A 26,497-nucleotide genomic window follows, 5' to 3' on the forward strand; every position below is an offset into this window, starting at 1 on the left:
GTGTGAGCCGGTACTGCCGAGCCACACCCCGCATCGGCGTCTTTCCGGGGCCGGGTCGGCGGCACCGCGCTGACCTGGCCGGACGTTCAGGTTCGGGATGCAGGTCACATATTGACACCCGGAATGGCCTAGGTCACACTATCGGCTAATAACTGATCCGTCAGTCAGTATGGGAGCCGAAACGTGACCTCAGTGAAAAGGAGAGCCGGCCTCGGCATCGGGCTCGTCGCCCTGATGGCCGCGTCGGCCTGTGGCGGTACCACCGACCCGTCGAAGACGCTCACCGTCACGATGTGGGGCGGAGCCGCCCAGCGGGTACACCTCCAGAGCTACGTCAACCCCTGGGCCAAGGGCGCCGGTGTCACCGTCCTCGAGGACTCGCCGACCGACTACGCGAAGATCGGCGCACAGGTGCAGAGCGGCCGCGTCACCTGGGGTGTCGTCGAAGTGGAACCGAACTACGCCGAAACCGCCTGCGCCGAAGGAACCCTCACCCCGCTCGCCGACGAGGTCGTCGCCGCGGCCGCAGCCGCCGGAATCGACCCGACGTTCCTGGGGAAGTGCTCGATACCGAACCTGCTGTACTCCTTCACGATCGCCTACAACACCAAGAAGTTCGCCGACCGTCACCCCACCACGTGGGCCGAGTTCTTCGACACCGAACGCTTCCCCGGCAAACGTGGCTTCTGGAACTACGCCACCGGCGGCATGTTCGAAGCCGCACTCCTCGCCGACGGCGTCGCACCCGACCGGCTCTACCCCCTCGACATCGACCGCGCCTTCCGCAAACTCGACACCATCAAGAAGGACATCGTCTTCTACGACACCGGCGACGAACAGGCACAACTCGTCGCCAGCGGCGAGGCCCCGCTCGTCCAGGCCTGGAGCGGACGCATCGACCAGGCCGCGATGGAAGGCCAGCCGATCGCCAACGAGTGGGGACAGAACCTCGTCTCCTACGACCAGGTCGCCGTCCCCACCGGATACCCGAACACCGACCTCGCCATGGACTGGATGGCGCACTTCCTCGGTGACGTCGACGGACAGGCCCGCGACGCCGAACGCAGCCTGTTCGCCCCCGTCAACCCGGCCGCACTCGACAAGGTGCCCTCCGACGTCGCCGAACGACTGTCCACCGATCCCGCGAACGTCGCGAAGTCCGCCGGCACCATCGACTACCGCTACTGGGCCGAGCACTACAACGAGGTCACCGAACGACTGAATGCATGGGTGCTGTCGTGACCCGGATCCTCGATACGGCGCCCGCGCCGGACTCCCCACCCCTGCCCGAGACGACATCCGGCCGCCGTCGACGTCCCCGGCGGCCGAAGTTCGAATTCAACGGCTGGGCACTGCTGCTCGTGCCGCTGCTCGTGTTCCTCGCCGTCGTGTTCGTGATCCCCCTGATCCTGATGTTCTCCAAGAGCTTCACCGATCCCACGATCGGGCTCGGGAACTACCGGGCCATCTGGGAGAACCCGCTCTACCTGAAGGTCCTCGGCAACACCTTCCTCGTCGCCGGCGCGACCACCGTGGTGACGGTGCTCCTCGCCTTCCCCTACGCCTACCTCATGACGCTCGCAACCCCGTTCTGGCGCACGATCATGCTCGTCGCCGTCCTCGTCCCGTTCTGGACGAGCCTGCTGGTCCGGAGCTTCGCACTGGTGCTCGTGCTGCGCGACACCGGCGCCCTCAACATCGGACTGGAATCGATCGGCCTGATCGACGAGCCGCTGCCGCTGCTCCGTCACCTGTGGGGAGTCCTGTTCGGCATGGTGCAGATCACGCTGCCGTTCGCGGTGCTCCCGCTGTACGCCACGATGCGCGGCATCGATCGACGACTGTTGCTCGCGGCCGAAAGCCTCGGCGCCCGACCGTCTCTCGCGTTCGTGCGAGTGTTCGTCCCACTGACCCTGCCCGGCCTGTTCGCCGGTATCGTGCTGGTGTTCATCCAGGCACTCGGTTACTACATCACCCCCGCACTGCTCGGCGGCCCGCAGAACACCATGATCGGCGAACTCATCGTCCAACAGATCAGCACCGTCCTGCGGTTCGGTTTCGCCGCCGCACTCGGTGTGGTCCTGCTCGCGAGCACCCTGATCCTGCTCGGTATCGCCGGCCGGTTCGTGGACATGAAGAAATACCTGATGGGGCAATCATGACTCGACTACTCACCCGCGCCGGCCTGATACTGCTCGTCACCCTCACCGTCGCCTACCTGATCCTCCCGGTCCTCGTCGTCATCCCGATGTCCTTCGCGGACAGCGCTTTTCTGACCTTCCCGCCCAAAGCGTTCTCCACCCGCTGGTACCAGCAGTTGCTCGACGACCCCACCTGGATCGCCTCGGCCCTCGTCAGCCTCCGGGTCGCAGTCCTGTCCACGATCTGCGCGGTGATCCTCGGCGTGCTCGCGGCACTGGGGCTCGTCCGCGGCAGGTACCCGCTGCGCGGCCCGATCGCCGCGTTGCTCCTGGCGCCGATCATCGTCCCGTACGTGATCGTCGGCCTCGCTGTGTACATCGTGTTCCTGAAAATCGGGCTCACCGAGACCACCCTCGGGTTCGTCCTCGTCCACACCGCGCTCGCCGTGCCGTACGTGACGATCAACGTCGCCTCCAGCCTGGTGAGCTTCGACCGCGGCCTCGAACGCGCCGCACAGTCGCTCGGATCCGGGCCCGTCTCCACGTTCTTCCGCATCACCTTCCCGAACATCGCGGCCGGTGTCTTCGCCGGCGCCCTGTTCGCCTTCATCACCTCGTGGGACGAGGTCGTCAGCGCGATCTTCCTCTCCGGACCGCAGATGACCACCCTGCCGGTGCGCATCTGGTCCGGCGTGAAGGTCTCGGTGGATCCCACCGTCGCCGCCATCTCCGGACTGACCCTGTTCGTCATCATCGGATCGTTCGTCCTCTTCGGAGCAATGAAGCTGACCCGCAAGGCCGTTCGCACATTCAAGTACCGCGATTCCGTCAAAGTGATCGGAGCACTCCCGTGAGCATCTCGACCCCGACCGCCCCGCGTGCGACGACCGTGACCGGTGCGCCGATCACCGTCACCGGGATCAGCAAGACCTACGGTGCCACCACCGTGCTCGACAACCTCGACCTCGAGATCCGCGGCGGCGAATTCCTCACCCTCCTCGGTGCCAGCGGCTCCGGAAAATCCACCCTGCTGGGCATCATCTCGGGCTTCATCAAGCCGACAGCCGGCACCGTCGAGGTCGCCGGACGCACCCTGAACCGGGTGCCGCCGCACAAGCGCGGATTCGGCGTCGTCTTCCAGAACTACTCGCTGTTCCCGCACATGAGCATCGCCGACAACGTCGCTTTCCCCCTCGCCCGGCACGGCTGGCCCAAGAGCGAGATCGGACGCAGTGTCGCCGAAGCACTCGACCTCGTCCAACTGGGACACCTCGCAGCACGCATGCCGTCGGAACTCTCCGGTGGACAGCAGCAACGCGTCGCCCTCGCCCGCGCCATCGTGTTCCGCCCGCCGGTACTGCTGATGGACGAACCGCTCGGCGCCCTCGACAAACTCCTCCGCGAACAACTGCAACTCGAAATCCGGCGCCTGCACCAGGAACTCGGCATCACCTTCGTGTTCGTCACCCACGACCAGGACGAGGCCCTCGCCATGTCGGACCGGATCGCATTGCTGCGGGGCGGCTCCATAGTGCAGGTCGGCACTCCCGAAGAACTCTACGAACGCCCCAACTGCCGATACGCCGCCGAATTCGTCGGTGCCTCCAACATCTTCCGCGGAACCATCGACACCGCCGGCTTCACCGAAGACGGCACCGCACACCGGTTCCGCGTCCCGGAATCCCCGGAAATCGCAGCCCGCACCGGCGGAGCACATTCGGTGATGCTGCGGCCCGAACGCATCGGCGTGGTCGGTGCGGGGGAGCACGTGCCCGGTGGGCGCGACGGCCTCGACGGCGTCGTCGAGGACACTGTCTACTTCGGCACCAACCGCCAGGTCCAGGTACGTACCCCCGACGGCCGGCTCGTCCTCGCCCGCACCCCCGTGCCCCACACCGCGGACGGAGTCGTCCCCGGTGCCGCGGTACGCATGCACTGGGGTGTCGAGGACGTCGTCGTCCTCGGCTCCTGACCCGGCGGATTCCCGACCCCGATGTCGACCCGCACCGAACAGTCCGGCGCACAGGTCCTTTCGGGCGCCACACCGCACATCGCCGTCGCCTGGGCGTGTGGCTTCGCATCCGTGATCGTCTACGGACTGACCCCCACCGTCGCGGCACTGTCGTACGACACCGGACTGACCCCGACCGTGCTGGTGGCATTGCGGAGCCTGTGCGGGGCGATCCTGATCCTGGCGTTCGCCGCCGCCACCGGGCGGATCCGGCGTGTACCCGTGCGCGCCGCGCTCGGGCTGGCGCTGGTGTGCGGACCCCTGTTCGGACTCCAGGTGATCTGCTACTTCGCCGCCGTCCGGTCGACCGGCGCCCAGGTGTCGGTGGTCGTCGTGCACGTCTACCCGGTGTTCGTGCTGCTCTTCGTGTGGCTCACCACCCGCCGTCGGCAGAACCCCGCCGTGATCGCGCTGTGCCTGACGATGATCGGCGGCATCGCCCTGGTCGGCGGATCCGGGGGCGCGGCCGTCGCCCCCGCCGGCGTGGGACTCGCCGTGACGAGCGCCGTCGGATACGCCCTCTACCTGGTGCTCGGCGAACGCTGGGTCCGCGAGGCGGGCGCAGTCCTGTCCAGCGGCCTCGTCATCGTCGGCGCCGCCGTCACCGCCGCCCTCGTCGCGGTGGCCACCGCACAACCGATGTCCTTCACCGCGACCGGATGGATGTCGGTGATCGCGCAGGGCGCGTTCATGATTCCGATCGGCGTCGGCTGCGCCTTCTACGCGGTGCGCCGCCTGGGATCCGTCTCACTGAGCCTGCTCGGGCTCCTCGAACCGGTCGTCGGAGTCCTCGCGGCCCGCGTCGTGCTGGGAGAACGACTGCAGCCGATGCAGTGGGCGGGGATGCTCGTCGTCCTGGTGGCATGCGCGGCACTGCCGTGCGTGTCCACTGCACGGAAAGCCTCGGTGGGCACCGACGGCGCAGCCCACTAGGTTGGGCCGCATGACAACTCCTCTGCAGGACATCACGATCGACACCCTCGGTGGCGTCCCCACCAACCTCGGCGAATACGGCGGCCGCGTGGTCCTCGTGGTCAACGTCGCCTCCAAGTGCGGCCTGACCCCGCAGTACACGGCCCTCGAGAAACTGGCCTCCGAGTACGCCGAACGCGGCCTCACCGTCATCGGCGTCCCCTGCAACCAGTTCATGGGACAGGAACCCGGCACCCCCGAGGAAATCCAGACCTTCTGCTCCACCACCTACGGCGTCACCTTCCCCCTCACGGAGAAGATCGAGGTCAACGGCGACAACCGGCACCCCCTGTACGCCGAACTCACCAAGACCCCCGACGCCGACGGCGAAGCCGGCGACATCCAGTGGAACTTCGAGAAGTTCCTCATCGCCCGCGACGGCACCGTCACCAACCGCTTCCGCCCCCGCACCGAACCCGACGCCCCCGAAGTTCTCGCCGCGATCGACGCGCTGCTCTAGGCGGAACTTCCTTCGTGCCCCTTTCCGGTAGCCGGAACTACCGGAAAGGGGCACAGGCGTGTAAGCGCCCGTTCACTTTCGGCTGCCATTCTGGAGTGCATGACCGGGCAACTGATCGTGTCGGTGTCGGGAATCAGGGACGAGACCTGCGACGGGGTCGCCGAGTTCGCTGCCGAAATGGATCGGCGGTCCGTTCCGCTGTCGCTGTTGGTCGCGCCGCGACTCAAGGACAAATACCGTCTCGTCACCGATACGGCCACCCAGGACTGGCTGCGTGGACGCCGGGACCGCGGCGACGCGATCGTTCTGCACGGCTACGACCAGGCTGCCACGAAACGGCGGCGAGCCGAGTTCGCCGTCCTACCCGAGCACGAGGCCCGGCTGCGGCTCCTTGCCGCGGACCGGGTCCTCGAGGAGACCGGGTTGCGGACGCGACTGTTCGCGGCACCCCGCTGGGTCGCTTCACCGGGCGCGGTGTCGGTGCTGCCCGGCACCGGGTTCCGGCTGCTCGCCGGTCTGACCGCGATCCGCGACCTCGCCCACGGCACCACTGTCCGCAGCTCGGTCCTCGGGCTCGGCGACGGCTTCCGCGCCGAACCGTGGCGCTGCCGCACCCTGGTGCTCGGCGCCGCCCGGGCTGCCCGCCGTGGCCGGATCGTCCGGCTCGCGATCACCGGGAAGCAACTCGGCAAACCAGGTCCCCGGCAGGCCCTGCTCGATGCCGTCGACCTCGCCCTGCACCACGACGCCACCCCGGCCGTCTACCACTGGCCGCTGTCGGGAGGCGTCAGCGAGGTGGCGTGACGCCGCCGATCAGCGACTGCAACGCGTCCAGCACCCGCTCGAGCCCGAACGCCCGGGCAGCGTCGGGGCTGTACGGCGTGTTCATCGCTGCACCCGCGGCCGCGCCGACCCGCTGCGCCAGCGGATGCTCGTCGCCGAGATAGCCGGCGAGCCGCCGCTGCCACGACGCCCACACCTCGGCCATGTCCGCGGCGTGTGGGTCCGGCCGGCGTGCTCGGGCGGCAGCCCGGGCGAAATCCAGCACGAACGTCAGCGCGGCATCCCGATCGACGTCGGTCAGCGGGGTGCCGTCGAACGCGTGCAGCTGACGGTCGTACGTCGCGATCGTCCCGGGCCCGAACGACGTGCGCTGATCGGTGACGTCCAGCAGCCACCAGTGCGCGGCGTGCAGGGCCGTCTCCTCGTCGGCGACCTGCCGGACCCGATCACGCCAGTCGTCGCTCACGTAGGGCGGACGGCCGCTGCGGGCACGGACCGTGTCGGCCATGAGGACGAGCAGATCGTCGCGGGAGCCGACGTGCGTGTAGAGCGCCATCGCGGAGACGCCCAGATCGCCGGCGAGGCGACGGACGGTGACGGCGTCCGGTCCTTCGGCGTCGGCGAGCGTGATCGCGGCGTCCACGGCCTGCGAGGTGGTGACTTTCGCGCGCGGGCCGCGGCTGCCGCCGCTCGGCGCCCCGGGGTGGTCACGCCACAGCAGGTCGATCAGGTCGCGGGCCATCGGTCCTCTTCGTGGTGGGAACATCTCGACGAATCCACTACTCTATACAATGTAGAAGGTTTCTCGATTCGTGGAGGTCACATGAAGATCACCGGTACCGCGTTGTCGCTGAACGTCGCCGACACCGACGCGTCGGCCGAATTCGCCAAGACCCACTTCGGATTCACCGAAGCCATGGCGGACGACGGCTTCGTCTCCCTCTCCCACCCCGACGCCGGCGTCAACCTCGTGTTCCTGCGCACCGGGCTCGGCACTTTCACGCCCGCGTCGATCGCCGGGCCCGCCGGACAGGGGCTGCTGATCGCATTCGTCGTCGACGACCTCGACGCCGAGTACGCCCGCATCGCCGCCACCGGGGCCACCGTCGTCACCGAACCCGAGACCGAACCGTGGGGCGAAAGGTACTGCCAGTTCTCCGACCCCAACGGCATCGTGTGGCAACTCGTGCAGTGGGTATAGAGCAGGGGGTGCGGGTCAGGACACCTCGACGCCCGACTCCTCGGGAAGCACCCGCAACTCGGTGCCACCGGGAGCCATCTCGGTGAGCCGGCCGTAATAGATACCGCGGGCGTCCTTCGCGACCACACCCTGGTGGATCGGTACCGCCACCCGCGGATGCACGGCCCGCAGATAGTCCACGGCCTCGGAGATCTTCAGCCACGGCGCCGCCGCCGGGATCGCCAGCACGTCCACCTGCTGCTCGGGGACGAACAGCGAATCCCCCGGATGCATCAACTTCGCCGGGTTCTCCGCGTCCCCGAGCAGATAGGCCGTGTTGTCGATCAACGGAATCTCCGGATGGATCACCGCGTGCGTGCCACCGGTCCCGGTCACCTGCACCTCGCCGACGTTGAACACGTCACCCGGATACACCGCCGTCCACGTCTCGCCCAGCAGCGCCGACGTCTCCGGATCGGCGTACAGGCCCGCCCCCGGATTCGCGTCGACCAGCGCCGGCAGCCGTTCGGGATCGGCATGATCGGGATGCTGATGCGTGATCAGAATCGCGTCGAGGTCCGTGATCCCCTCGAATCCGTGCGAGAAATTACCCGGATCGAACAGGATCTTGGCGCCGTCGAGCTCCACCAGGACACAGGAATGGCCGAAGTGCGTCAGTCGCATGGAACGAGTATGCGGGATCACACTCGTGAGCGCGGCGACCTCGCACGATCACTCGATGCCGAGGACCGTTCACCTGACCGGTAAACTTCTGCACGCCCGGTGCGATCCCGGGCAGAAACCAGCCATAGCGAGGAGCAGCACGTGGCCCGTGTCGTTGTCGATGTCATGCCCAAGGCCGAAATTCTCGACCCGCAGGGGCAGGCCATTGCCGGGGCGCTGTCCCGGCTCGGTCATGCCGGCGTGTCGGAAGTCCGCCAGGGTAAGCGGTTCGAACTCGAAGTCGACGACAGCGTCAGCGACGACGAGCTCGCCACCATCGCCGAGTCGCTGCTCGCGAACACGGTGATCGAGGACTGGAAGGTCACGCGAGTCCAGTGAGTGCACGCATCGGAGTCATCACGTTCCCGGGCACGCTCGACGACGTCGACGCCGCCCGCGCCGTGAAGCTGGCCGGCGGCGAGGCCGTCAGCCTGTGGCACGGCGACGCCGACCTCAAGGGCGTCGACGCAGTCATCGTTCCCGGTGGTTTCTCGTACGGCGACTACCTGCGCTGCGGTGCCATCGCCCGTTTCGCTCCCGTCATGGGCGAGGTCGTCAAGGCCGCCGAGGGTGGCATGCCGGTCCTCGGCATCTGCAACGGCTTCCAGGTGCTGTGCGAGGCCGGTCTGCTGCCGGGCGCCCTCACCCGCAACGCCGGCCTGCACTTCGTGTGCCGCGACCAGTGGCTGAAGGTCGAGTCCAACTCCACGGCCTGGACGTCCCGCTACGAAGCCGGCGCCGAGATCCTCGTCCCGCTCAAGTCCGGCGAAGGCCGCTACCAGGCGTCCGAGCAGGTGCTCGACGAGCTCGAAGGTGAGGGCCGCGTCGTGTTCCGCTACGCCGGCGACAACCCCAACGGCTCGCAGCGCGGCATCGCCGGCATCGCGTCCGCCAACGGCCGCGTCGTCGGCCTCATGCCGCACCCCGAGCACGCCACCGAGGCCCTCACCGGCCCCAGCGACGACGGACTGGGCATGTTCTACTCCGCACTCGAGAGTGTGCTGACCGCCTGAGCCGTCGGCGCGGTACCGCGCCCACCTCCGGGTCCACAGCTGAAGGGACCCTTCAGTCGCCCACAGCGACCGAAGGGTCCCTTCAGCTGTTCTGAAGTGGCCACACTCGGTGGCGAGGTTCGCTAGCGTCCCGCGCATGATCACCACCGTCGTCTGGGGTACCGGCAACGTCGGCCGCGCGGCGATCCGCGCCGTGCACGCCAACCCGCACCTGGAACTGTCCGCGGTCGTCGTGCACGATCCGGCGAAGGTCGGCCGCGACGCCGGCGATCTCGGGGACGTCGGCGTCGACACCGGAGTGTCGGCCACCGACGACGTCGACGCCGTTCTCGCCACCCGTCCCGGCGCGGTCGTGTACGCGGCGTCCGGCGAGATCCGCCCCGACGACGCGGTCGCCGACATCGTGCGGATCCTTCGCACCGGGGCGGTGGTGGTGACGCCGTCGGTGTACGCCCTCTACGACCACCGCAGTGCACCCCCGGAGCTCCGTGACCCGATCGTCGACGCGATCGCGGCGGCCGGCGGGTCGCTGTTCGTGTCGGGTGTCGACCCGGGTTGGGGCAACGACGTCCTGCCGCTGCTGATCAGCGGGCTCGGCTCCACCGTCGACACGATCCGCTGCCAGGAGATCTTCGACTACGCGGACTACGACCAGCCCGACTCGGTGCGCTACCTCGTCGGGATGGGGCAGCCGATGGACTACGAGCCGCCGATGATCGCGCCGTCCGTGCCGACGATGGTGTGGGGCGGGCAGATCCGGTTGATGGCGCGGGCACTCGGCGTCGAACTCGACGAGATCCGCGAGACCGTGCAGCGGCGGCCCCTCGAATCGGACGTCACCACCGCGACCATGGGCGACTTCGCCGCGGGAACCCAGGGCGCACTGCGCTTCGAGGTGCAGGGCATCGTCGGGGGAGTGCCGCGGATCGTCGTCGAGCACGTCACCCGCATCCATCCGTCGTGCGCGCCGGACTGGCCGACGCCACCCGACGGCGGCGCCGGCGCACACCGCGTGATCATCGAGGGGCGGCCGCGGATCGAGGTCACCGTCGAGGCCACCGACGAGGGCGGTAGTCGGGCCGCGGGCGGCAACGCCACCGCCGTCGGACGCCTCGTGGGCGCGATCGACTGGCTCGTCGCCGCCGAACCCGGCCTGTACGACGCCCTCGACGTGCCGCTGCGACCGTCGCCGTCGATGCTGCCGCGCAGCTGAGGGCTGTCCCGAGCGGGCACCGTCGACGGGTGAGTGAGAATCGGCGCCACACGGCGGCCTCGGCGGAGCACACTGGGCGCCATGAACATAGACATCCCAGAGGGTAAGGATCCGGTCGGTTACGTGTGGGGCGAGATGGTCCCCGAGATCGGGGTCGCCGCCTCGAAGTTCTCCCTGTCGGTGTACGCGAACTCGACACTGGACCTGCGCGAGTTCGAGGCCGCCCGGTTGCGGATCGCGCAGATCAACGGCTGCATCGTCTGCATGGACTGGCGCACCGAACGCGACGGACAGAAGGTCGAGGACGACTTCTTCGAGTCCGTCGAGAACTGGCGCACCACCGACGCGTTCGACGACCGGGTCCGGCTGGCTGCCGAGTACGCCGAACGGTACGCGCTCGATCACCACAACCTCGACGACGAGTTCTGGGCGCGGATGAGCGCTCGCTACAGCCAGGCCGAGATCGTCGAACTGTCGATGTGCCTCGGCTCCTGGATCGCGTTCGGCCGCCTCAACCACGTGCTGGGGTTGGACACCGTCTGCGCATTGCCCGGCAGCTGAGCCGTCAGGCGGTCGAGGACGGCGGCAGCGCCTCGAGGAAGCCCTCGCCGGCCGCGAAGAACAGCGAACCGGTGACCGCGACGGAGAAGTCCGGCACCCGAATGTCGGTGCCGCGCGCTACCGTCCGGCCATGACGCTGACACTCGGCATGATCACATTCGATTCGACGGATCCCGGGCCGCTCGCGCGCTGGTGGGCGGACCTGACCGGCGGCACGATCGAGCAGGAGAACGACGGCTGGTTCTACATGGTCGGGATTCCCGGCTGGGGACAGAAGTTGGGCTTCCAGAAGGTAGAGGATCCGACGCCCGGCAAGAACCGTCAACACCTGGACCTGGGGGCGGCCGACCTGGACGCCGAGGTCGAGCGGGTCCTCGCGGCCGGCGCCACCGAGGTGCACCGCGAGAACCTGGACGGCTTCCGCTGGGTCGTGTTCGCCGATCCGCAGGGCAACCAGTTCTGTGTGTCGGGAGCACACTGAGCCCGGTGCTGCATGATGGTCGGTATGCCAGCGAAGACCCGCGCCGATGCCCAGGGATTGTGTTCGTTCGTCGATGCCTCGCCGTCGCCGTTCCACGTGTGTGCGACGGTCGCAGCCGAGTTGTCCGACAACGGATTCACCGAACTGCGTGAGACGGACGCGTGGCCGGAGACGCCGGGCCGCTACTACCTGATCCGGGGCGGTTCGCTGATCGCGTGGAGCACCGAGGGCGTCCCGAGCGGCGGTCCATCGTCGCCGTTCCGGATCGTCGGCGGGCACACCGACAGTCCCAACCTGCGGGTCAAGCAGCATCCGGATCTCGTCTCGGCGGGCTGGCAGTTGGTCGGCCTCGAGCCGTACGGCGGGGCATGGCTCAACTCGTGGCTCGACCGTGATCTCGGTATCTCCGGTCGGATCGGGGTCCGTGACGGCGACACGGTCCGGGACGTGCTGGTGCGCATCGACCGCCCGATCCTGCGGGTGCCGCAGCTGGCGATCCACCTGTCGGAGGACCGCAAGGGTGTGCAACTCGACCCGCAGCGGAACGTCAACGCGGTGTGGGGGATCGGCGACGAGCCACGCTCGTTCCTCGGTTTCGTCGCCGGGGAAGCGGGCGTCGACCCGGCCGCGGTTCTCGGATGGGAACTCATGACCCACGACCTCGCCCCGTCCGCCGTGGTGGGGGAGGACGCGTCGCTGGTGAGCGCGCCGCGGCTCGACAACCAGGGCACGTGCTACGCGGGGCTGCAGGCCCTGCTCGCCGCGGTCGCCGAGCCCGGCCACGGTATCCCGGTACTGGCCCTGTTCGATCACGAGGAGGTCGGCAGCATGTCCGACCGCGGCGCCTTCTCCGACCTGCTGAACTCGGTCCTCGAACGGATCGTGCTGCTCCGCGGCGGCGGCCGCGAGGACTTCCTACGGGCACTGTCCGGGTCGGTGTGCGCGTCCGGCGACATGGCGCACGCCACCCACCCGAACTACCCGGACCGGCACGAGCCCGCACATCGCATCCGCGTCAATGCCGGCCCCGTACTCAAGGTCAACCAGAACCTGCGCTACGCGTCCGACACCACCGGGGCCGCCGAGTTCGCGCTGGCCTGCGACCGGGCCGGTGTTCCGCTGCAGCGCTACGTGCACCGCGCCGACCTGCCGTGCGGGTCCACGATCGGGCCGATCACCGCGTCCCGCACCGGGGTGTCGACGGTCGACGTGGGCGCCCCGCAGTTGGCGATGCACTCGGCGCGGGAACTGATGGGCGCCGATGACGTCCGGATGTATGCGGACGCGCTGGCGGCGTTCCTGACGCCGGTGCGGTAGGGGGCTTTTCTCCGTTCTCCTGCGAAACTGGACGCCGGTCCAGTAGAAAGAGGCACGGCTGTAATCGAGTCGGCCCGCAACGGGTCGGCAGGGGCTGCTTCTGCGCTGACTGCGGGGATGTTCGGCACGGTGGTGGCCCTCGTCAACCGAATGGAGATCTGGATGTCCCGCACCCCGATGCGCCGCCTCGCGGCCGCAACCGCCTCTCTGGCAGTTCTCGCCGGAGGTATCACCGTCGGACTCGGAGCCTCCGTGGCGCAGGCCGCGCCCGCATGTGCGCTCAGCCAGTCGGTCACCGAAAAGTGGGCCGGTTCCCTCGGGACGCCGTACACCGTGAGCAAGGAGATCGTCGGTGACGGCACCGTCGCACCGGGCGGCACTGTCACGTACCTCACGAAGGTGTCCGGTTCGGGGGCGCTCGTCAACGAGATCCGCGACTTCCATCCGGCGGGCTTCCAGCTCGTGAAGGCCCGTCTGAACGTCAAGTGGGTTCTCGGTGGTCAGCAGTGGGAGGACGTCACCGGCACCGTCGTGACCGGCAACAACTCCGTCAAGGCCACGGGCACCGGTTGGACCACGGCGGGCGGCGCAGTCATCGCCCTGGAAACCACCTACAAGGTCCCGGACAACGCGGTGGTCGGCACCAAGATCGACAGTGGCGCCGGCACCAAGATCGTGCTCGCAGGCGGCGACTGGAACATCGATCCGATGGGCGTGTGTGTCACCGTTCGTCAGCCGAACCCGGTCGAGGCCGGCGCGGGCAGCCTCGAGGACCTGGGCTTCGGCTCGGTGAACTCCGGATCGGGCCAGGTCTTCGGATCCGTCACCGACCCGCAGGGCTCCATGACCAATGTGATCAGCGGAGTCCTGGGCAACGTGCTCGGCAACATGAGCTGATTCGGCTCGTCGCCAGGATCCTGCGGAACGGCAGCCATGCGCTGAGCGGAGGTTCCGAATCGCTCCCGGAAGCAGTGCTTCCGGGAGCGATTTCCGTTTCGGAACGCGGTCGGCCGGGTTTCGCGAAGCGGATCGGGAGAACCGGCACGTAGTGGGTGCGCGGTGTGTCGGTACGCCCGGCTAGACTTCGACCTGGCAGTGCGCCGCCCGCCCTGCCGATTCGATCCCAGAGGGAAGGGACCACACGCCCCGTGTCTCCGCAGGTAGATACCGTCACCAACGCTTCCGCGACTCCCGACGTCGCTCAGCCGTTCAAGGAACTGGGCCTCAAGGACGACGAGTACGCCCGCATCAAGGAGATTCTGGGCCGCCGTCCCACCGACGCCGAACTCGCGATGTACTCGGTCATGTGGTCCGAGCACTGCTCCTACAAGTCGTCGAAGGTGCACCTGAAGTACTTCGGTGAGACCACCACCGACGAGATGAAGGCCTCGATGCTCGCGGGCATCGGCGAGAACGCCGGCGTCGTCGACATCGGCGACGGCTGGGCGGTCACCTTCAAGGTCGAGTCGCACAACCATCCGTCGTACATCGAGCCCTACCAGGGCGCGGCCACCGGCGTCGGCGGCATCGTCCGCGACATCATGGCGATGGGTGCCCGCCCGATCGCGGTCATGGACCAGCTGCGTTTCGGTGCCGCCGACCACCCGGACACCCGCCGCGTCGTCGACGGCGTGGTCCGCGGTATCGGCGGCTACGGCAACTCGCTCGGCCTGCCCAACATCGGTGGCGAGACCGTGTTCGACGCCTCCTACCAGGGCAACCCGCTCGTCAACGCGCTGTGCGCGGGCGCGATGCGCGTCGAGGACCTGCACCTGGCGTTCGCGTCCGGTGCCGGCAACAAGATCATCCTGTTCGGTGCGCGCACCGGCCTCGACGGTATCGGCGGCGTGTCCGTCCTCGCGTCGGAGACGTTCGACGAGTCCTCGGGCGGACGCCCCAAGAAGCTCCCCGCCGTCCAGGTGGGTGATCCGTTCACCGAGAAGGTGCTCATCGAGTGCTGCCTCGACCTGTACCGCGAGAAGCTCGTCGTCGGTATCCAGGACCTCGGCGGCGCCGGCCTGTCCTGCGCCACCTCGGAGCTGGCGGCGGCCGGCGACGGCGGCATGCACATCGACCTCGACCTGGTCCCGACACGGGCCACGGGCATGACGCCCGCCGAGGTGCTCTCCAGCGAGTCGCAGGAGCGCATGTGCGCGGTCGTCGCCCCCGAGAACGTCGACGCCTTCATGGCGGTCTGCAAGAAGTGGGACGTCCTGGCCACCGTCATCGGTGAGGTCACCGACGGCGAGCACCTCGTCATCGACTGGCACGGCGAGACCGTCGTCGACGCCCCCGCGAACACCATCGCCCACGAGGGCCCGGTCTACGAGCGTCCCGTGCAGCGCCCGGATTCGCAGGACGCGTTGATCGCGAACACCACCGCGGGCCTGACGCGTCCGCAGACCGCGGACGAGCTGAAGGCCACGACGCTGAAGATGCTGGCGTCGCCGGCACTGTGCAGCCGCAAGTGGATCACCGAACAGTACGACCGCTACGTGCGCGGCAACACGGTGCTCGCGGAGAACGCGGACGGCGGCGTCGTCCGTATCGACGAGGAGACCGGACGCGGCATCGCGCTCGCCACCGATGCGTCGGGCCGCTACACGATGCTCGACCCGTACGCGGGTGCGCAGCTGGCGTTGGCCGAGGCGTACCGCAACGTCGCCGTCACCGGTGCCACCCCGAAGGCCGTCTCCAACTGCCTCAACTTCGGTTCGCCGGAGGACCCGGGTGTCATGTGGCAGTTCCAGCAGGCCGTCCGCGGCCTCGCCGACGGCTGCGCGCAGCTCGGCATTCCGGTCACCGGCGGTAACGTCAGCTTCTACAACCAGACCGGTGCCACCGCGATCCTGCCGACGCCGGTCGTCGCGGTCCTCGGTGTGATCGACGATGTGCACCGTCGCATCCCCACCGGTCTCGGCCTCGAGCCCGGCGAGACGCTGATCCTGCTGGGCGAGACTCGTGACGAGTTCGACGGCTCCATCTGGGCGCAGGTCGAGCACGGCCACCTCGGTGGCGTCCCGCCGAGGGTCGACCTCGAGCGGGAGCGACTGCTCGCCGACATTCTGCTCGCCGGTTCGCGTGACGGCCTGATCTCGGCCGCGCACGACCTGTCCGAGGGTGGCCTGATGCAGGCTGTCGTCGAGGCCGCGCTGGCCGGAGAGACCGGCTGCCGGATTCTGCTGCCCGAGGGCGAGGATCCGTTCGTGACCCTGTTCTCCGAGTCCACCGGACGCGTGCTCGTCGCGGTCCCGCGCACCGAGGAGACCCGATTCACCGGCATGTGCACGGCCCGTAACCTGCCGTGGACGCGGATCGGTGTGGTCGACGAGGGCTCCGATTCGATCGAGGTTCAGGGTCAGTTCTCGGTCACGATGGCCGAACTGCGTCAGACGCACGAAGCAACCCTGCCGGCGCTGTTCGGGTGATGCGTGACGGACTCGGGGGTCGAACGGGAGGTGGTCGCCGAGCTGCGGGAGAACCCGCAGCCGGTGACCCCTGCCGCCGACCCCCGGTTCGATCAACGACATCCGTTCGTCGTCTGGGCGTGGGGCCTGCTGCGCCTGGACTTCACGGGCATCGCGTTCGGCACCCTGTTCTTCTGCTGGTCGCTGACGCCGTCGCTGCTGCCGCGTGACTGGCTCTTCCAAGGGCTGATCGGCGGCATCAACGCCGCGTTCGGATATGCGGTGGGCACGGCGCTCGGCTGGGTCGTCTACGAGTTCGGGCTCGCGCGCCGGTCGTGGTGGCCGCTGCCGGACCAGTACATGCGGGCGATCAAGGTCGCGGTGCCGGCGCTGTCCGCGCTGGCCGCGGTCATCATGCTGGTGTACGCGGCCGGGTGGCAGCGGGAACTGTCGGCGCTCATGAACGCCGAGGGCACCACCACCACCGGCTACATCCGCACCGGCGGGCTGAGCCTGCTCGTGGCGGCCGCCCTCATCTCGCTGTGGCGGGTGATGCGCGACCTCGTCCGATGGGTCGCCCGGCAGCTCAACAAGTGGCTGAAGATCCCGCGTCCCGCCGCGTCGGCGGCCGGTTTCGCCGTCGTGCTCGTGCTCGTGTTCATGCTCGTCGACGGCATCCTGCTGCGCGTCGGCTACGCGGCCGTCAACTCGGCATTCAGTCTGCAGAACAACGAGACCCGTCCCGGCGCGGTGCAGCCGATCCTGCCCGAGAAGTCGGGCAGCCCGGCGTCCGTGGCGCCGTGGGACACCCTCGGTTTCGAGGGCCGCAACTTCGTCTCCGGCGGTATCCACGCCGACGAACTGACCGCCGCCAACGGCAAGCCCGCCAAGGAACCGATCCGGGTGTACGCGGGCCTCGAGACCGCCGACGACACCGCCGCCCGAATGAACGTCGTGCTGGACGAACTGGAGCGGACCAAGGCCTTCGAACGCAAGACGCTCGTCATCATCCCGACCACCGGCACCGGCTGGGTCAATCCCACCGCCGCGCAGGCGATCGAGCTCGTCGAGAACGGTGACAGCGCGCTCGTCGCGGCCCAATACTCGTACCTGCCGAGCTGGATCTCGTTCGTCGCCGACCGCGGCCGGGCCGCGGTCGCCGGCGACGCGCTGATCAATGCCGTCCACGACCGCTGGCTCACCAAGCCGGAGGCCACCCGGCCCAAGCTGTACGTGTACGGCGAGAGCCTCGGCACCCAGGCCGGCGAGGGCGCCTTCGACGGACTCGCCGACATCCGGGAGACCGTCGACGGTGTGCTGTGGGTGGGGCCGCCCAACTCGAACCCGTTGTGGAGTGCGCTCACCGAGCGGCGCGACCCCGGCACCCCCGAGGTGCAGCCGGTGTACGCGGACGGCCTGGTGGTGCGGTTCGCCGACGACGCGGACGCGATCCCGGGTGGCCCCGGGCCGTGGCTCGAACCACGGGTGCTCTACATCCAGCATCCGTCGGACCCGGTCGTGTGGTGGTCGCCGGATCTGGCGTTCACTCGGCCCGACTGGCTGTCGGAGCCACCGGGTTTCGATCGGCTGCCGTCGATGAAGTGGTTCCCGTTCGTCACCTTCTGGCAGGTGAGCGCAGACCTCGCGAACGCGGCCGGCGTGCCGGACGGACACGGCCACAACTACGGCACCGTCATCCTCGACGGCTGGGTCACCGTCACGCAGCCACCCGGGTGGACGCCCGCCGACACCGAACGGACCCGGGTCGTGCTCGAGGCGTTGCGCGGCCACGACGGGCCCGAGAAGTGAGGCGAGCCCTCGCAGTCGGTGTCGCCGCGGCGCTGGTGGCGTGGAACAACGGTGTGCTGCCCGCGCTGCGGTTGTCGTCGCGGGGCCGGGCGACCGCCGGAACGAGCGTGGCGCTCGGGACGGTGGGTGTCGCCGTCGCGGGTGGGCTGCGCCGTGACGAACTGGGATTCGGGCATGTCCGGTCCGGGGCGGTGTGGGGGAGTGCCGCGGCGGCGGTGCCGCTCGCCGGGTACGCGGTCGCGTGGGCGACACCGGCGCTGCACACCCGGTTCACGGTGCCCGACGAGGTGCGGCACGATTTCGCCGAATGGGTCGGTGCGCACATTCCGTTCGGCACGGTCGTCACCGAGGAACTGCTGTTCCGGGGCGTACTGACGGCGCTGACCGATCGGGCGTTCGCGCCCGCGACGGCGAGGGCCGTCCGGGCCGCGGCATTCGGGTTGTGGCACGTGCATCCGGCGCACATCGCCGGCGACTCGGTGCCCGGCACGATCGCGGTCACCGCGGCGGCGTCGCTCGTGTTCGACGGCCTGCGCGCCCGCAGCGGCAGCGTCCTGGCGCCGGCCCTGCTGCACCTGGTGGTGAACGCCGGGGGTGCCCTGGTGCTGCGTCGTATCCAGGTGACCACCGGAACCCGTGAGGTCCCGTTGCCGCCGGTGTGATCCGGCGGCAACGGGACCTCGTCGGTGGTGGGACGTCAGCGCCCGCTGAGATTTTCGAAGATAGTGGCGTTGGCCATGCCGCCACCCTCGCACATCGTCTGCAGGCCGTACCGGAGGCCGTTCGCGCTCAGGTGGTGCACGAGCGTGGTGGCCAGGCGGGCACCCGAACCACCCAGCGGGTGCCCGATCGCGATGGCACCGCCGCTCACGTTCACCCGGTCCTCCGGGGCGCCGGTCGCCCGCAGCCAGGCGCCGACGACACTCGCGAACGCCTCGTTGACCTCGAAGGCGTCGATGTCGCCCAGACTCAGGCCCGCCCGCTGCAGTACCCGCTCGGTGGCCGGGATCGGGCCGGCGAGCATGGTGATCGGGTCGTCGCCGACGACGGTCGCGGTGTGGATCCGTGCCAGCGGGGTCAGACCCAGTTGCCGTGCGCGTTCGCTGGTCATCACCAGCAGGGCCGATGCGCCGTCCGAGATCTGGGAGGCGTTGCCGGCCGTGACCCGGCCGTCCTCGGCGAACGGTGTCGGCAGCTGGCCGAGCTTGTCGAGCGTCGAATCCCGCCGCACCCCCTCGTCGGTGGTGAATTTGCTGCCGTCGGCGAGCAGCACCGGCGCGATCTCGGCATCGAAACGCCCCTCGTCGATCGCTTGCGCGGCCCGCTGGTGGGACCGGAGGCTGTACTCGTCCAGCCAGGCCCGGCCGAGGTCGTACCGGTCGGCGAGGATCTCCGCGCCGCGGCCCTGGTTGAACTCGTGGCCGTCGTAGCGGTTCTTGAGCGCGTCGCTGTTGGGGTCGCCGAGACCGACGCGCCGGGCCGAGCCCATCGGGATCCGGGTCATCGACTCGACACCGCCGGCGACGGCGACGTCGTACTGGCCCGCGATCACCCCGGCCGCGGCGAAATGCAGTGCCTGCTGGCTCGATCCGCACTGCCGTTCGACGGTGGTGCCGGGCACCTGCTCCGGCCAGCCCGCGGCCAGCACGGTGTTGCGGGCGATGTTGCCGGCCTGTTCACCGACCTGGCCGACGCAGCCCCAGACGACGTCGTCGACGACGTCCGGTGCCAGCCCGACCCGCTCGATCAGTGAGTTCAGCACCGTCGCCGACAGGTCGACGGGGTGGATGTCGGCGAGGCTGCCTTTCCGGCGCCCGATCGGCGTCCGGACGGCCTCCACCACTACTGCGTCACGCATGGTTCTCTCCTTGTCGCTGGGTCCGGGCGGTCACGACGCCGTCCAGACCGGGGTACGGCGCTCGGCGAACGCGGTCGCGCCCTCGCGCGCGTCGTTCGTGGCGAAGATCGGCATCACGATCTCGCGGGCGCGGGCGAACGCCTGGTCCGGCGCCCAGGACGCCGATTCGTCGACGACGCGCTTGCTCGCCCGGACCGCGAGCGGGCCGTTGGCCGCGATCTCCGTGGCCAGTTCCAGCGCGGCGTCGAGTGCTTGCCCGTCCGGCACCACACGGTTGACCAGCCCGTGGTGGTGCAATTCCGTTGCGGTGGCGTTTCTTCCGGTCAGCACCAGTTCGAGGGCGACGGCCCGCGGCACCCGCGCGGGCAGCCGAGTGAGCCCGCCGGCGGCGGCGGCCAGGCCGCGACGCACCTCGGGAAGGCCGAAGACCGCGTTCGACGACGCCACGATCAGGTCGGCGGCGAGCGCCATCTCGAAGCCGCCGGCCAGGGCGGGACCGTCGACCGCGGCGATCAGGGGTTTGCCGGGCGGGGCCTCGGTGAGCCCGGCGAAGCCGCGGCCCTCGATCCGGGGGCTCTCGCCGCGCAGGAACGCCTTGAGGTCCATGCCGGCGCTGAAGTAGCCGCCCGCGCCGGTCACGATGCCGACGTACAGGTCCGGATCGGTCTCGAGCAGGTCGATCGCTGCCGCAACGGCCTGGGACACCGCCTGGTTCACGGCGTTGCGGGCCTGCGGCCGATCCAGCGTGATGACCAGGATCGGGCCGCGACGCTCGACCCGGACCGGTGACTGCTCGTCGGTGGTCATCGGGGTGCCATCCGGATCGCGCCGTCGAGCCGGATCGTCTCGCCGTTGAGCATCCCGTTCTCGATGATGTGCGTTGCGAGCGAAGCGAACTCGATCGGTTCACCGAGCCGCTGCGGATGCGGGACCGACGCGGCCAGCGCGTCGCGGATGTCGTCGCGGGCGTTCAGCAGCAACGGTGTGGCGAAGACACCGGGGGCGATGGTGCAGACCCGGATGCCGACGCCGGCGAGGTCGCGGGCGGCGGGCAAGGTCATGCCCACCACACCGGCCTTCGAGGTGGCGTAGTTGATCTGCCCGATCTGGCCCTCGTAGGCGGCAACCGAGGCCGTCAGGACGCAGACACCTCGGTCGCCGTCGCGGATATCGTTGGCGGCCATCGTCTCGGCCGCGTACCGGAGCACGTTGAAGGTGCCGATGACGTTGAGCCGGATGACGGACTCGAACGGCTCGAGGTCCGCGGCCCTGCCGTCCTTGGTGAGGATGCGCATGGGCCGTCCGCGGCCGGCGCAGTGGACCACGGCCCGCACCGGTCCGTGTTCGGCGGCGGAGACGAAAGCCGCTGCCACGGCGTCGGAGTCGGTCACGTCGGTCGGCACGAACCGTGCGGCGGGGCCGAGTGCCTCGGCCTGCTCGGCGCCCGCCGAGTTCGGTAGGTCGAGAAGGGTGACGGTGGCACCGGATTCGACGAGTCGCGTGGCGGTGGCCAGGCCGAGTCCGGAGGCGCCGCCGGTGACGACGGCGTTGATGTCCTTGATCTGCATGGGGGTGGATCCTTCGCTGCGTTTCGGGTGGGTTGCTCAGATTCCCAACGACTTCGAGATCACGCTCTTCATGACCTCGCTGGTGCCGCCGTAGATCCGGGTGACGCGGGCGTCGGTGTACAGGCGGGCGATCGGGTACTCGGTCATGTAGCCGTACCCGCCGTGCAGTTGCAGGCACTTGTCGATGACGCGGGCCTGCATCTCGGTGCTGAACAGCTTCACCTTCGCGGCGTCGGCCGGGGTGAGGGTGCGTGCGTCCAGGGCGGCCAGTGCCTGGTCGATCATCGACTGCGCGGCCTGCAGTTCGGTCGCGCACTCGGCGAGCACGAACTTGGTGTTCTGGAAGCTGGACAGCGGCTTGCCGAACACCTGGCGCTCCCGGGCGTAGTCGAGGGCGAGGTTCACCGCGGCGGTGGCGGTGGCCTGTGCGGTGATCGCGATCGACAGCCGCTCCTGCGGCAGGTTGTGGCCGAGCATCGCGAACGCGCCACCCTCCTCGCCGAGCAGGTTGGCCGCGGGCACGCGGACGTTGTCGAAGGTGAGTTCCGCGGTGTCGGACGACTTGATCCCGATCTTGTGCAGGTTCCGGCCGCGGATGAACCCGGGCATGCCGGACTCGACGACCAACAGCGACAGGCCGTTACGGCGGTTCTCGTCGTCCTTGGAGGTACGCGCCACCACGATCACCAGGTCGGCACCGATGCCGCCGGTGATGAACGTCTTGTTGCCGTTGAGGATGTAGTCGTCGCCGTCGCGGACCGCGGTGGTGGCGACGCCGGCGAGGTCGGAGCCGATGCCGGGTTCGGTCATCGCAATCGAGCTCACCAGGCTGCCGTCGGCGAAACCGGGGAACCAGCGCTCGCGCTGCTCCTCGTCGGCATACTCGAGGAAGTAGGGCAGCACGGTGTTCAGGTGCACCTGGAAGCCGCCGAGAGAGGCTGCGGCGTAACCGATCTCCTCGTAGACGACGGTGTTGAACAGGAAGCTTTCGATCCCGCCGCCGCCGTACTGCTCTGGCACCTGGAGGCCGTTGATGCCGATCTCCGCGGTCTTGTAGTAGAAGTCACGGGGGATGCAGCCCGCCTCCTCCCACTCGGGCATGTTCGGGGTGATCTCCTTGGCGATGAACTGGCGGACCGAGTCGCGGAAGGCGTCGTGGTCCTCGGTGAAGATGGTGCGCTGCATGGTGTTTCCTTCGAACGAGAATGAGGGGGAAGAAGGTCGGCGGGCGTCAGCGTGCGAGGCCGACGACACGGCCGGCCGCGAGATCGCGGATCGTCTCGGGGGAGTAGTCGAGTTCGCGCAGGATCTCGGTGGTGTGCTGGCCGAGGGCCGGTGCACCCGCCGACGAGGTCTTCGGGATGCTCGCCAGATGCCACGGGGTGCCGAGCGCGGTGGTGCTGACCCCGTCCGGGCGGCTGACCTCGATGAAGAGCCCGGAGGCCTCGACGTCGGGGCTGCGCATCGCCTCCGGGTACGTGTTGATCCGTCCCGCGACGACCCCGTTCCCGGTGAGCATCTCCATCGCCTCGGCGCTGGTCATCGTGGCGAATGCGCTGTGCAGTTCGGCCAGCAGCGCGGGCCGGTTCCGTACCCGCGCAGGGTTGTCCGCGAACCGGGGATCGTCGGCGAGTTCCGGTCGCCCGAGCAGTCCGCACAGCCGCCGGAAGTGGACCTCGGAGTACGCGGACACCACGATGCTGCCGTCGCTGGTGGGCATGATGTCCGCGGCGGGGGCCACCGTGGGCTGGCCGTTGCCCATCCGGACCGGTTCGACGCCGGTGGCGAGGTAGGCGCCCCAGTTCGGGGCCTGCAGGTGGAGCGCGACGTCCAGCAGCGACACCTCGATCGTGTCGCCCTCGCCGGTGCGCAGGCGCCGGATGTAGGCCGCGAGGATGGCCTGGGCGCACACGTATGCGGTTGCGGCGTCGACGATCTGGGCGCCGATCTTCTGTGGTTCCCCGCCGGCCTCGCCGGTGACCCACATGAGGCCGCTCTCCGCCTGCGCCGCGATGTCGAGGCCGGCGCGGGTGCGGGACGGGCCGTGCAGTCCGAAGCCGCTGACGGTGGCGTACACCAGGTGGGGGTGCTCGTCGCGGATCCGGTCCGCGCCCAGGCACAGGGAGTCCATGACCCCCGGTCGCAGGTTCTGCACGACGATATCGGCGCGGGCGATCAGTTCGCGGGCGATCCGCCGGCCTCGCGGGTCCTTGAGGTCGAGCGCGATCGCGCGCTTGCCGCGGTTGTAGTTCTCGACCATCGCCTCGCCGTGCGGCCCGATGCCGCGTGCGGATTCGCCGTGCAGTGGTTCGATCTTGACGACGTCGGCGCCGAGGTCGACGAGGATCTGTGCGGCGGCCGGGGCGGCGATGAACTGTCCGAAGTCGACGACGCGGACGCCGTCCAGGGGCTTGTCGATCATGAGATTCCTTCGGTGCGACGGCGGATGACGGCGATGTCGCGTTCGGGGTTGACGAGGAAGACCGCGACGACGGCGCCGACGATCATCAGGGCGCCGCTGGACTGGAAGCCGATCGCGTAGCCGGTGATCTTGTCGACGGACGAGCCGACGGCGAAGCCGAGGACGAGCGGCGCCACCATTCCGGAGATACTCGCGACCGCCGAGAGCATGCCGAGCACCATGCCGCGTTTCTTGGCCGCGACGACGTCGGCGATTGCCGAGAGTGCGACACCGAAGGCTGCGGTGTTCAGCGAGAAGGCGAGTGTGATGAGGACCAGTTGAAGTCCGCCCTGGGGCAGCAGCGTGAAGCCGGCCATCGAGATTCCGGCGCCGGCGACGAGCGCCGCACTGAAGTAGCCGCGGGCGCCCCGGCGGGAGACGCCCCGCGAGATCAGACGGCCGGAGATCCAGCCCGCCCCGATGGCGCCGACGGCGGCGAGCCCGTACGGCAGCATCATGAGCCGGCCGGTGGTGGCGGTGTCGTAACCCAGGCCTTCCTGGAGGTAGACGGGCAGCCAGGCGATCTTCAGGGTGGTGGACCAGTACGAGCTGAACATCAGTACCGCGATGCCGACCACGGTGCCGGTCTTCAGGATCGTCCTGTACGGGGCGTCGACGGTCTCGACCACGACCGTGGAGACCGGAGCCGCGCTGCTGTCACCCGCGCTGCGGCCGAGCAGCAGCCAGGCCGCCGCCCACAGGATGCCCATCGCGATGAGCACGTAGAACGCGGCGTGCCAGTCCCACCGGGCGATGATGAAGGTGAGTGTGGGTGCTGCGATCAGGGTGCCGATCGAGGCGCCGGCGGAGACGAAGCCTCCCGCCATCGCCCGCTTCTCCGGCGGGAACCAGGAGTGTGCGGCGTGGTTGGCCAGTGCGAACGCGGGGCCCTCGGCGAACCCGAGGATCACTCGGCAGGCGATGAGGACGCCGAAGCTGACCGTGCCGAGTAGCGGAACCATCGTTGCGACCCAGGTCAGCATCAGGCCGGCGAGCAACCATCGGAGGCTCACTCGCGAGGAGAGCCAGCCGAAGAACAGCGCGCCCGCCGCGAACAGCCAGAAGAAACTGCTCTGCAGGAGCCCGAACTGCTGCGAGCTCAACCCCAGATCCTTCTGGATCTGCACGCCCGCGAAGGCGATGACGGACTTGTCCGCATGGTTGATCAGCATGAAGAGGACGAGCAGGCCGATGATGATCCAGGCTCGCCTCGTGCTCGTCGGTTTCGAGGGAGCGACCGACGGTGCTGCCGCCGGCAGTGTGGTCTCTGACATGTGTGCCCCTTTCGGGGACGATCGGAACGGCTCACAGTGCGCACTGGCCGGGTCGTGCGAGGCGGTCGCGGTCCGACCTCGCTGCCGACCTCAGATGTGACGGCCATTGCTTGCAGTGCGGCATGTGACTTACTGCACATGATTCAAAGCCGCTGGATCAATAGAGTCAAAGACGAAAAAGGTAGGAAATGTACTGCAATTGCCTATGAGTCGAGTGTGTCCCGTCGACAGTTCTCCTCGCGCATCGCGGCGTCGCTCTCGTCGCGGGTCGATCTGGCGGCCTCGACCAGCGACATCCCCTCCGCCATGTGGGCGGCGATCGACTGCGCGAAATCCTCGAAAGACGCTCGGGCGCAAGCGAGGAACTCCGTCGCAGCCCGCGTCGTCCGCCCGGATCGACGGATCACGCCCATCTGCCGGGTCATCGGCGGGGACAACTCGCGCACCACACCACCGCGCAGCAGGGCGTCGAGTCCACTGCGCAACGGGACGATCGACACCCCGCCGCCCGCAAGGACGATCGGCAGCACTGCGCCGCGCTGACGCACCTCCACTGCGACCTCGGGTTCGACGCCGTTCGAGCGGAGGGATCGCTCGATGAAGTCGCGTGTCGCCGTGCCCCGCTCACCCAGCACGAACGGGACACCGGACAACCGCGCGACAGGGACGTGCTCGGGCCACTGTGCGTCGGTGCCGGGCGGGCACACCAGGACCAGGCGCTGCTCGATGAGGGCCTCGCCTTCGACGTCCTCGGTCGGCAGCGGCAGCGAGAGGATGCCGAGTTCGCATGCGCCGGATTTGACGAGTGCCACGACGTCGGCGGTCGCGTCGCGTTCCTCGATGTGGAAACGGATGTCCGGATAGAGGCGGCGGAACTTGGCCACCCACACGGACAGGGGGTCCGACGACAGGTCCGAGAGCGACGCGATGTCGATCCGGCCCCCGCGCATGGCAGCTACGTCGCGTACCGCGTTCTCGGCGGCCTGGACCTCCCGCAGGATTGCGCGCGCCGGGCCGACCAGGGCCTCCCCGGCGGGGGAGAGGACCAGTCCGCGCCCGACGCGGTGGAAGAGTTCGGTGTCGAGGTCTTTCTCGAGCTTGCGCACCGCTTGTGACAGAGAGGGCTGTGCGACATGCAGCCGTTCCGCTGCCCGGGTCACCCCACCGCAGTCGACGACGGCGAGGAAGTACTCCATCTGGCGCAGGTCCATGCGAAGAATGTAGGCCGCCTCACAATCGTGGGCCCGTGGACGGATCGTGCGGGG

The 26,497-nt window shown here is 69.0% G+C and carries 27 protein-coding genes; 18 read left to right on the plus strand and 9 right to left on the minus strand.

The features are described from left to right. The first annotated feature begins 183 nt into the window (after positions 1-183). From Q5696_RS03975 to Q5696_RS04005, 7 genes are all read left to right on the plus strand, one after another. The gene (locus Q5696_RS03975) at positions 184-1,242 is read left to right on the plus strand and encodes an ABC transporter substrate-binding protein (protein WP_305093928.1); all 1,059 of its coding nucleotides are present in this window, start codon (positions 184-186) and stop codon (positions 1,240-1,242) included. Continuing rightward, entirely contained in the window at positions 1,227-2,162 is a 936-nt protein-coding gene (locus Q5696_RS03980; RefSeq protein ID WP_305093929.1) for an ABC transporter permease, read from the plus strand. Before Q5696_RS03975 ends, Q5696_RS03980 begins: the two co-directional genes overlap by 16 nt. Beyond that, entirely contained in the window at positions 2,159-2,995 is an 837-nt protein-coding gene (locus tag Q5696_RS03985) for an ABC transporter permease (RefSeq protein ID WP_305093930.1), read from the plus strand. The genes Q5696_RS03980 and Q5696_RS03985 overlap by 4 nt, the downstream gene beginning before the upstream one ends. Next, positions 2,992-4,113 carry an ABC transporter ATP-binding protein gene (locus Q5696_RS03990; RefSeq protein ID WP_305093924.1) on the plus strand — a complete coding sequence of 374 codons (1,122 nt, stop codon included), beginning with the start codon at positions 2,992-2,994 and terminating at the stop codon, positions 4,111-4,113. Before Q5696_RS03985 ends, Q5696_RS03990 begins: the two co-directional genes overlap by 4 nt. Positions 4,114-4,134: 21 nt before the next feature. Beyond that, complete coding sequence (locus Q5696_RS03995; RefSeq protein ID WP_305093931.1) at positions 4,135-5,085, plus strand: DMT family transporter; 951 nt, start codon at positions 4,135-4,137, stop codon at positions 5,083-5,085. A gap of 10 nt (positions 5,086-5,095) precedes the next feature. Beyond that, positions 5,096-5,584, plus strand: coding sequence for a glutathione peroxidase (locus tag Q5696_RS04000; RefSeq protein WP_305093932.1), 489 nt, complete (start codon positions 5,096-5,098; stop codon positions 5,582-5,584). Between the two features lie 99 nt (positions 5,585-5,683). After that, a complete protein-coding gene (locus tag Q5696_RS04005) occupies positions 5,684-6,388 on the plus strand; it encodes a DUF2334 domain-containing protein (RefSeq protein WP_305093933.1) in 705 nt (234 codons plus the stop codon). Here the strand turns inward: Q5696_RS04005 and Q5696_RS04010 are convergent. Further along, positions 6,372-7,109, minus strand: a complete 738-nt coding sequence (locus Q5696_RS04010) for a TetR/AcrR family transcriptional regulator (RefSeq protein ID WP_305093934.1) — start codon at positions 7,107-7,109, stop codon at positions 6,372-6,374. The genes Q5696_RS04005 and Q5696_RS04010 overlap by 17 nt on opposite strands. 81 nt (positions 7,110-7,190) lie before the next feature. Here Q5696_RS04010 and Q5696_RS04015 point away from each other — a divergent pair, with 81 nt between their 5' ends. Then, the gene (locus Q5696_RS04015) at positions 7,191-7,568 is read left to right on the plus strand and encodes a VOC family protein (RefSeq protein WP_305093935.1); all 378 of its coding nucleotides are present in this window, start codon (positions 7,191-7,193) and stop codon (positions 7,566-7,568) included. A 15-nt stretch (positions 7,569-7,583) separates the two neighbouring features. Here Q5696_RS04015 and Q5696_RS04020 read toward each other — a convergent pair whose 3' ends face one another. Beyond that, complete coding sequence (locus tag Q5696_RS04020; protein WP_305093936.1) at positions 7,584-8,231, minus strand: MBL fold metallo-hydrolase; 648 nt, start codon at positions 8,229-8,231, stop codon at positions 7,584-7,586. Positions 8,232-8,372: 141 nt separating this feature from the next. Between Q5696_RS04020 and purS the strand changes: the two genes are divergently transcribed. The 10 genes from purS to Q5696_RS04070 all read left to right on the plus strand — a co-directional run bounded on the left by purS (position 8,373) and on the right by Q5696_RS04070 (position 18,733). Further along, on the plus strand, positions 8,373-8,609 hold the full coding sequence (gene purS / locus Q5696_RS04025) for a phosphoribosylformylglycinamidine synthase subunit PurS (RefSeq protein WP_137723302.1): 237 nt from the start codon (positions 8,373-8,375) through the stop codon (positions 8,607-8,609). After that, the gene (gene purQ / locus Q5696_RS04030; RefSeq protein WP_305093937.1) at positions 8,606-9,283 is read left to right on the plus strand and encodes a phosphoribosylformylglycinamidine synthase subunit PurQ; all 678 of its coding nucleotides are present in this window, start codon (positions 8,606-8,608) and stop codon (positions 9,281-9,283) included. The genes purS and purQ overlap by 4 nt, the downstream gene beginning before the upstream one ends. Positions 9,284-9,419: 136 nt before the next feature. After that, positions 9,420-10,496: an NAD(P)H-dependent amine dehydrogenase family protein gene (locus Q5696_RS04035; RefSeq protein ID WP_305093938.1), complete on the plus strand. Its 1,077-nt coding sequence runs from the start codon at positions 9,420-9,422 to the stop codon at positions 10,494-10,496. Between the two features lie 81 nt (positions 10,497-10,577). Continuing rightward, positions 10,578-11,057: a carboxymuconolactone decarboxylase family protein gene (locus tag Q5696_RS04040; RefSeq protein ID WP_305093939.1), complete on the plus strand. Its 480-nt coding sequence runs from the start codon at positions 10,578-10,580 to the stop codon at positions 11,055-11,057. 130 nt (positions 11,058-11,187) lie between these two features. Continuing rightward, entirely contained in the window at positions 11,188-11,538 is a 351-nt protein-coding gene (locus tag Q5696_RS04045) for a VOC family protein (protein ID WP_305093940.1), read from the plus strand. 24 nt (positions 11,539-11,562) lie between these two features. After that, the gene (locus tag Q5696_RS04050; protein WP_305093941.1) at positions 11,563-12,855 is read left to right on the plus strand and encodes a M18 family aminopeptidase; all 1,293 of its coding nucleotides are present in this window, start codon (positions 11,563-11,565) and stop codon (positions 12,853-12,855) included. A 117-nt stretch (positions 12,856-12,972) separates the two neighbouring features. Then, on the plus strand, positions 12,973-13,752 hold the full coding sequence (locus Q5696_RS04055) for a hypothetical protein (protein WP_305093942.1): 780 nt from the start codon (positions 12,973-12,975) through the stop codon (positions 13,750-13,752). Positions 13,753-14,003: 251 nt separating this feature from the next. After that, positions 14,004-16,283 carry a phosphoribosylformylglycinamidine synthase subunit PurL gene (gene purL / locus Q5696_RS04060; protein WP_305093943.1) on the plus strand — a complete coding sequence of 760 codons (2,280 nt, stop codon included), beginning with the start codon at positions 14,004-14,006 and terminating at the stop codon, positions 16,281-16,283. A gap of 3 nt (positions 16,284-16,286) precedes the next feature. After that, the gene (locus Q5696_RS04065; protein ID WP_370654858.1) at positions 16,287-18,071 is read left to right on the plus strand and encodes an alpha/beta hydrolase; all 1,785 of its coding nucleotides are present in this window, start codon (positions 16,287-16,289) and stop codon (positions 18,069-18,071) included. Next, positions 18,068-18,733, plus strand: a complete 666-nt coding sequence (locus Q5696_RS04070; RefSeq protein ID WP_305093944.1) for a CPBP family intramembrane glutamic endopeptidase — start codon at positions 18,068-18,070, stop codon at positions 18,731-18,733. The genes Q5696_RS04065 and Q5696_RS04070 overlap by 4 nt, the downstream gene beginning before the upstream one ends. A gap of 35 nt (positions 18,734-18,768) precedes the next feature. On the opposite strand, the gene Q5696_RS04075 is transcribed toward Q5696_RS04070, so the two are convergent. The 7 genes from Q5696_RS04075 to Q5696_RS04105 form a co-directional block, all read right to left on the minus strand. After that, positions 18,769-19,929, minus strand: coding sequence for a thiolase family protein (locus Q5696_RS04075; RefSeq protein WP_305093945.1), 1,161 nt, complete (start codon positions 19,927-19,929; stop codon positions 18,769-18,771). A gap of 30 nt (positions 19,930-19,959) precedes the next feature. Then, entirely contained in the window at positions 19,960-20,736 is a 777-nt protein-coding gene (locus tag Q5696_RS04080; RefSeq protein WP_305093946.1) for a crotonase/enoyl-CoA hydratase family protein, read from the minus strand. Continuing rightward, on the minus strand, positions 20,733-21,497 hold the full coding sequence (locus Q5696_RS04085) for an SDR family NAD(P)-dependent oxidoreductase (RefSeq protein WP_305093947.1): 765 nt from the start codon (positions 21,495-21,497) through the stop codon (positions 20,733-20,735). The genes Q5696_RS04080 and Q5696_RS04085 overlap by 4 nt, the downstream gene beginning before the upstream one ends. Before the next feature lie 36 nt (positions 21,498-21,533). Further along, entirely contained in the window at positions 21,534-22,682 is a 1,149-nt protein-coding gene (locus Q5696_RS04090; protein ID WP_305093948.1) for an acyl-CoA dehydrogenase family protein, read from the minus strand. Positions 22,683-22,728: 46 nt separating this feature from the next. Continuing rightward, positions 22,729-23,919, minus strand: coding sequence for a CaiB/BaiF CoA transferase family protein (locus Q5696_RS04095; protein ID WP_305093949.1), 1,191 nt, complete (start codon positions 23,917-23,919; stop codon positions 22,729-22,731). Further along, complete coding sequence (locus Q5696_RS04100) at positions 23,916-25,232, minus strand: MFS transporter (protein ID WP_305093950.1); 1,317 nt, start codon at positions 25,230-25,232, stop codon at positions 23,916-23,918. Before Q5696_RS04100 ends, Q5696_RS04095 begins: the two co-directional genes overlap by 4 nt. A gap of 203 nt (positions 25,233-25,435) precedes the next feature. Continuing rightward, complete coding sequence (locus Q5696_RS04105; RefSeq protein WP_305093951.1) at positions 25,436-26,443, minus strand: LysR family transcriptional regulator; 1,008 nt, start codon at positions 26,441-26,443, stop codon at positions 25,436-25,438. Positions 26,444-26,497 lie beyond the last annotated feature (54 nt).

Source organism: Prescottella sp. R16, from assembly GCF_030656875.1.
Taxonomy (GTDB): domain Bacteria; phylum Actinomycetota; class Actinomycetes; order Mycobacteriales; family Mycobacteriaceae; genus Prescottella.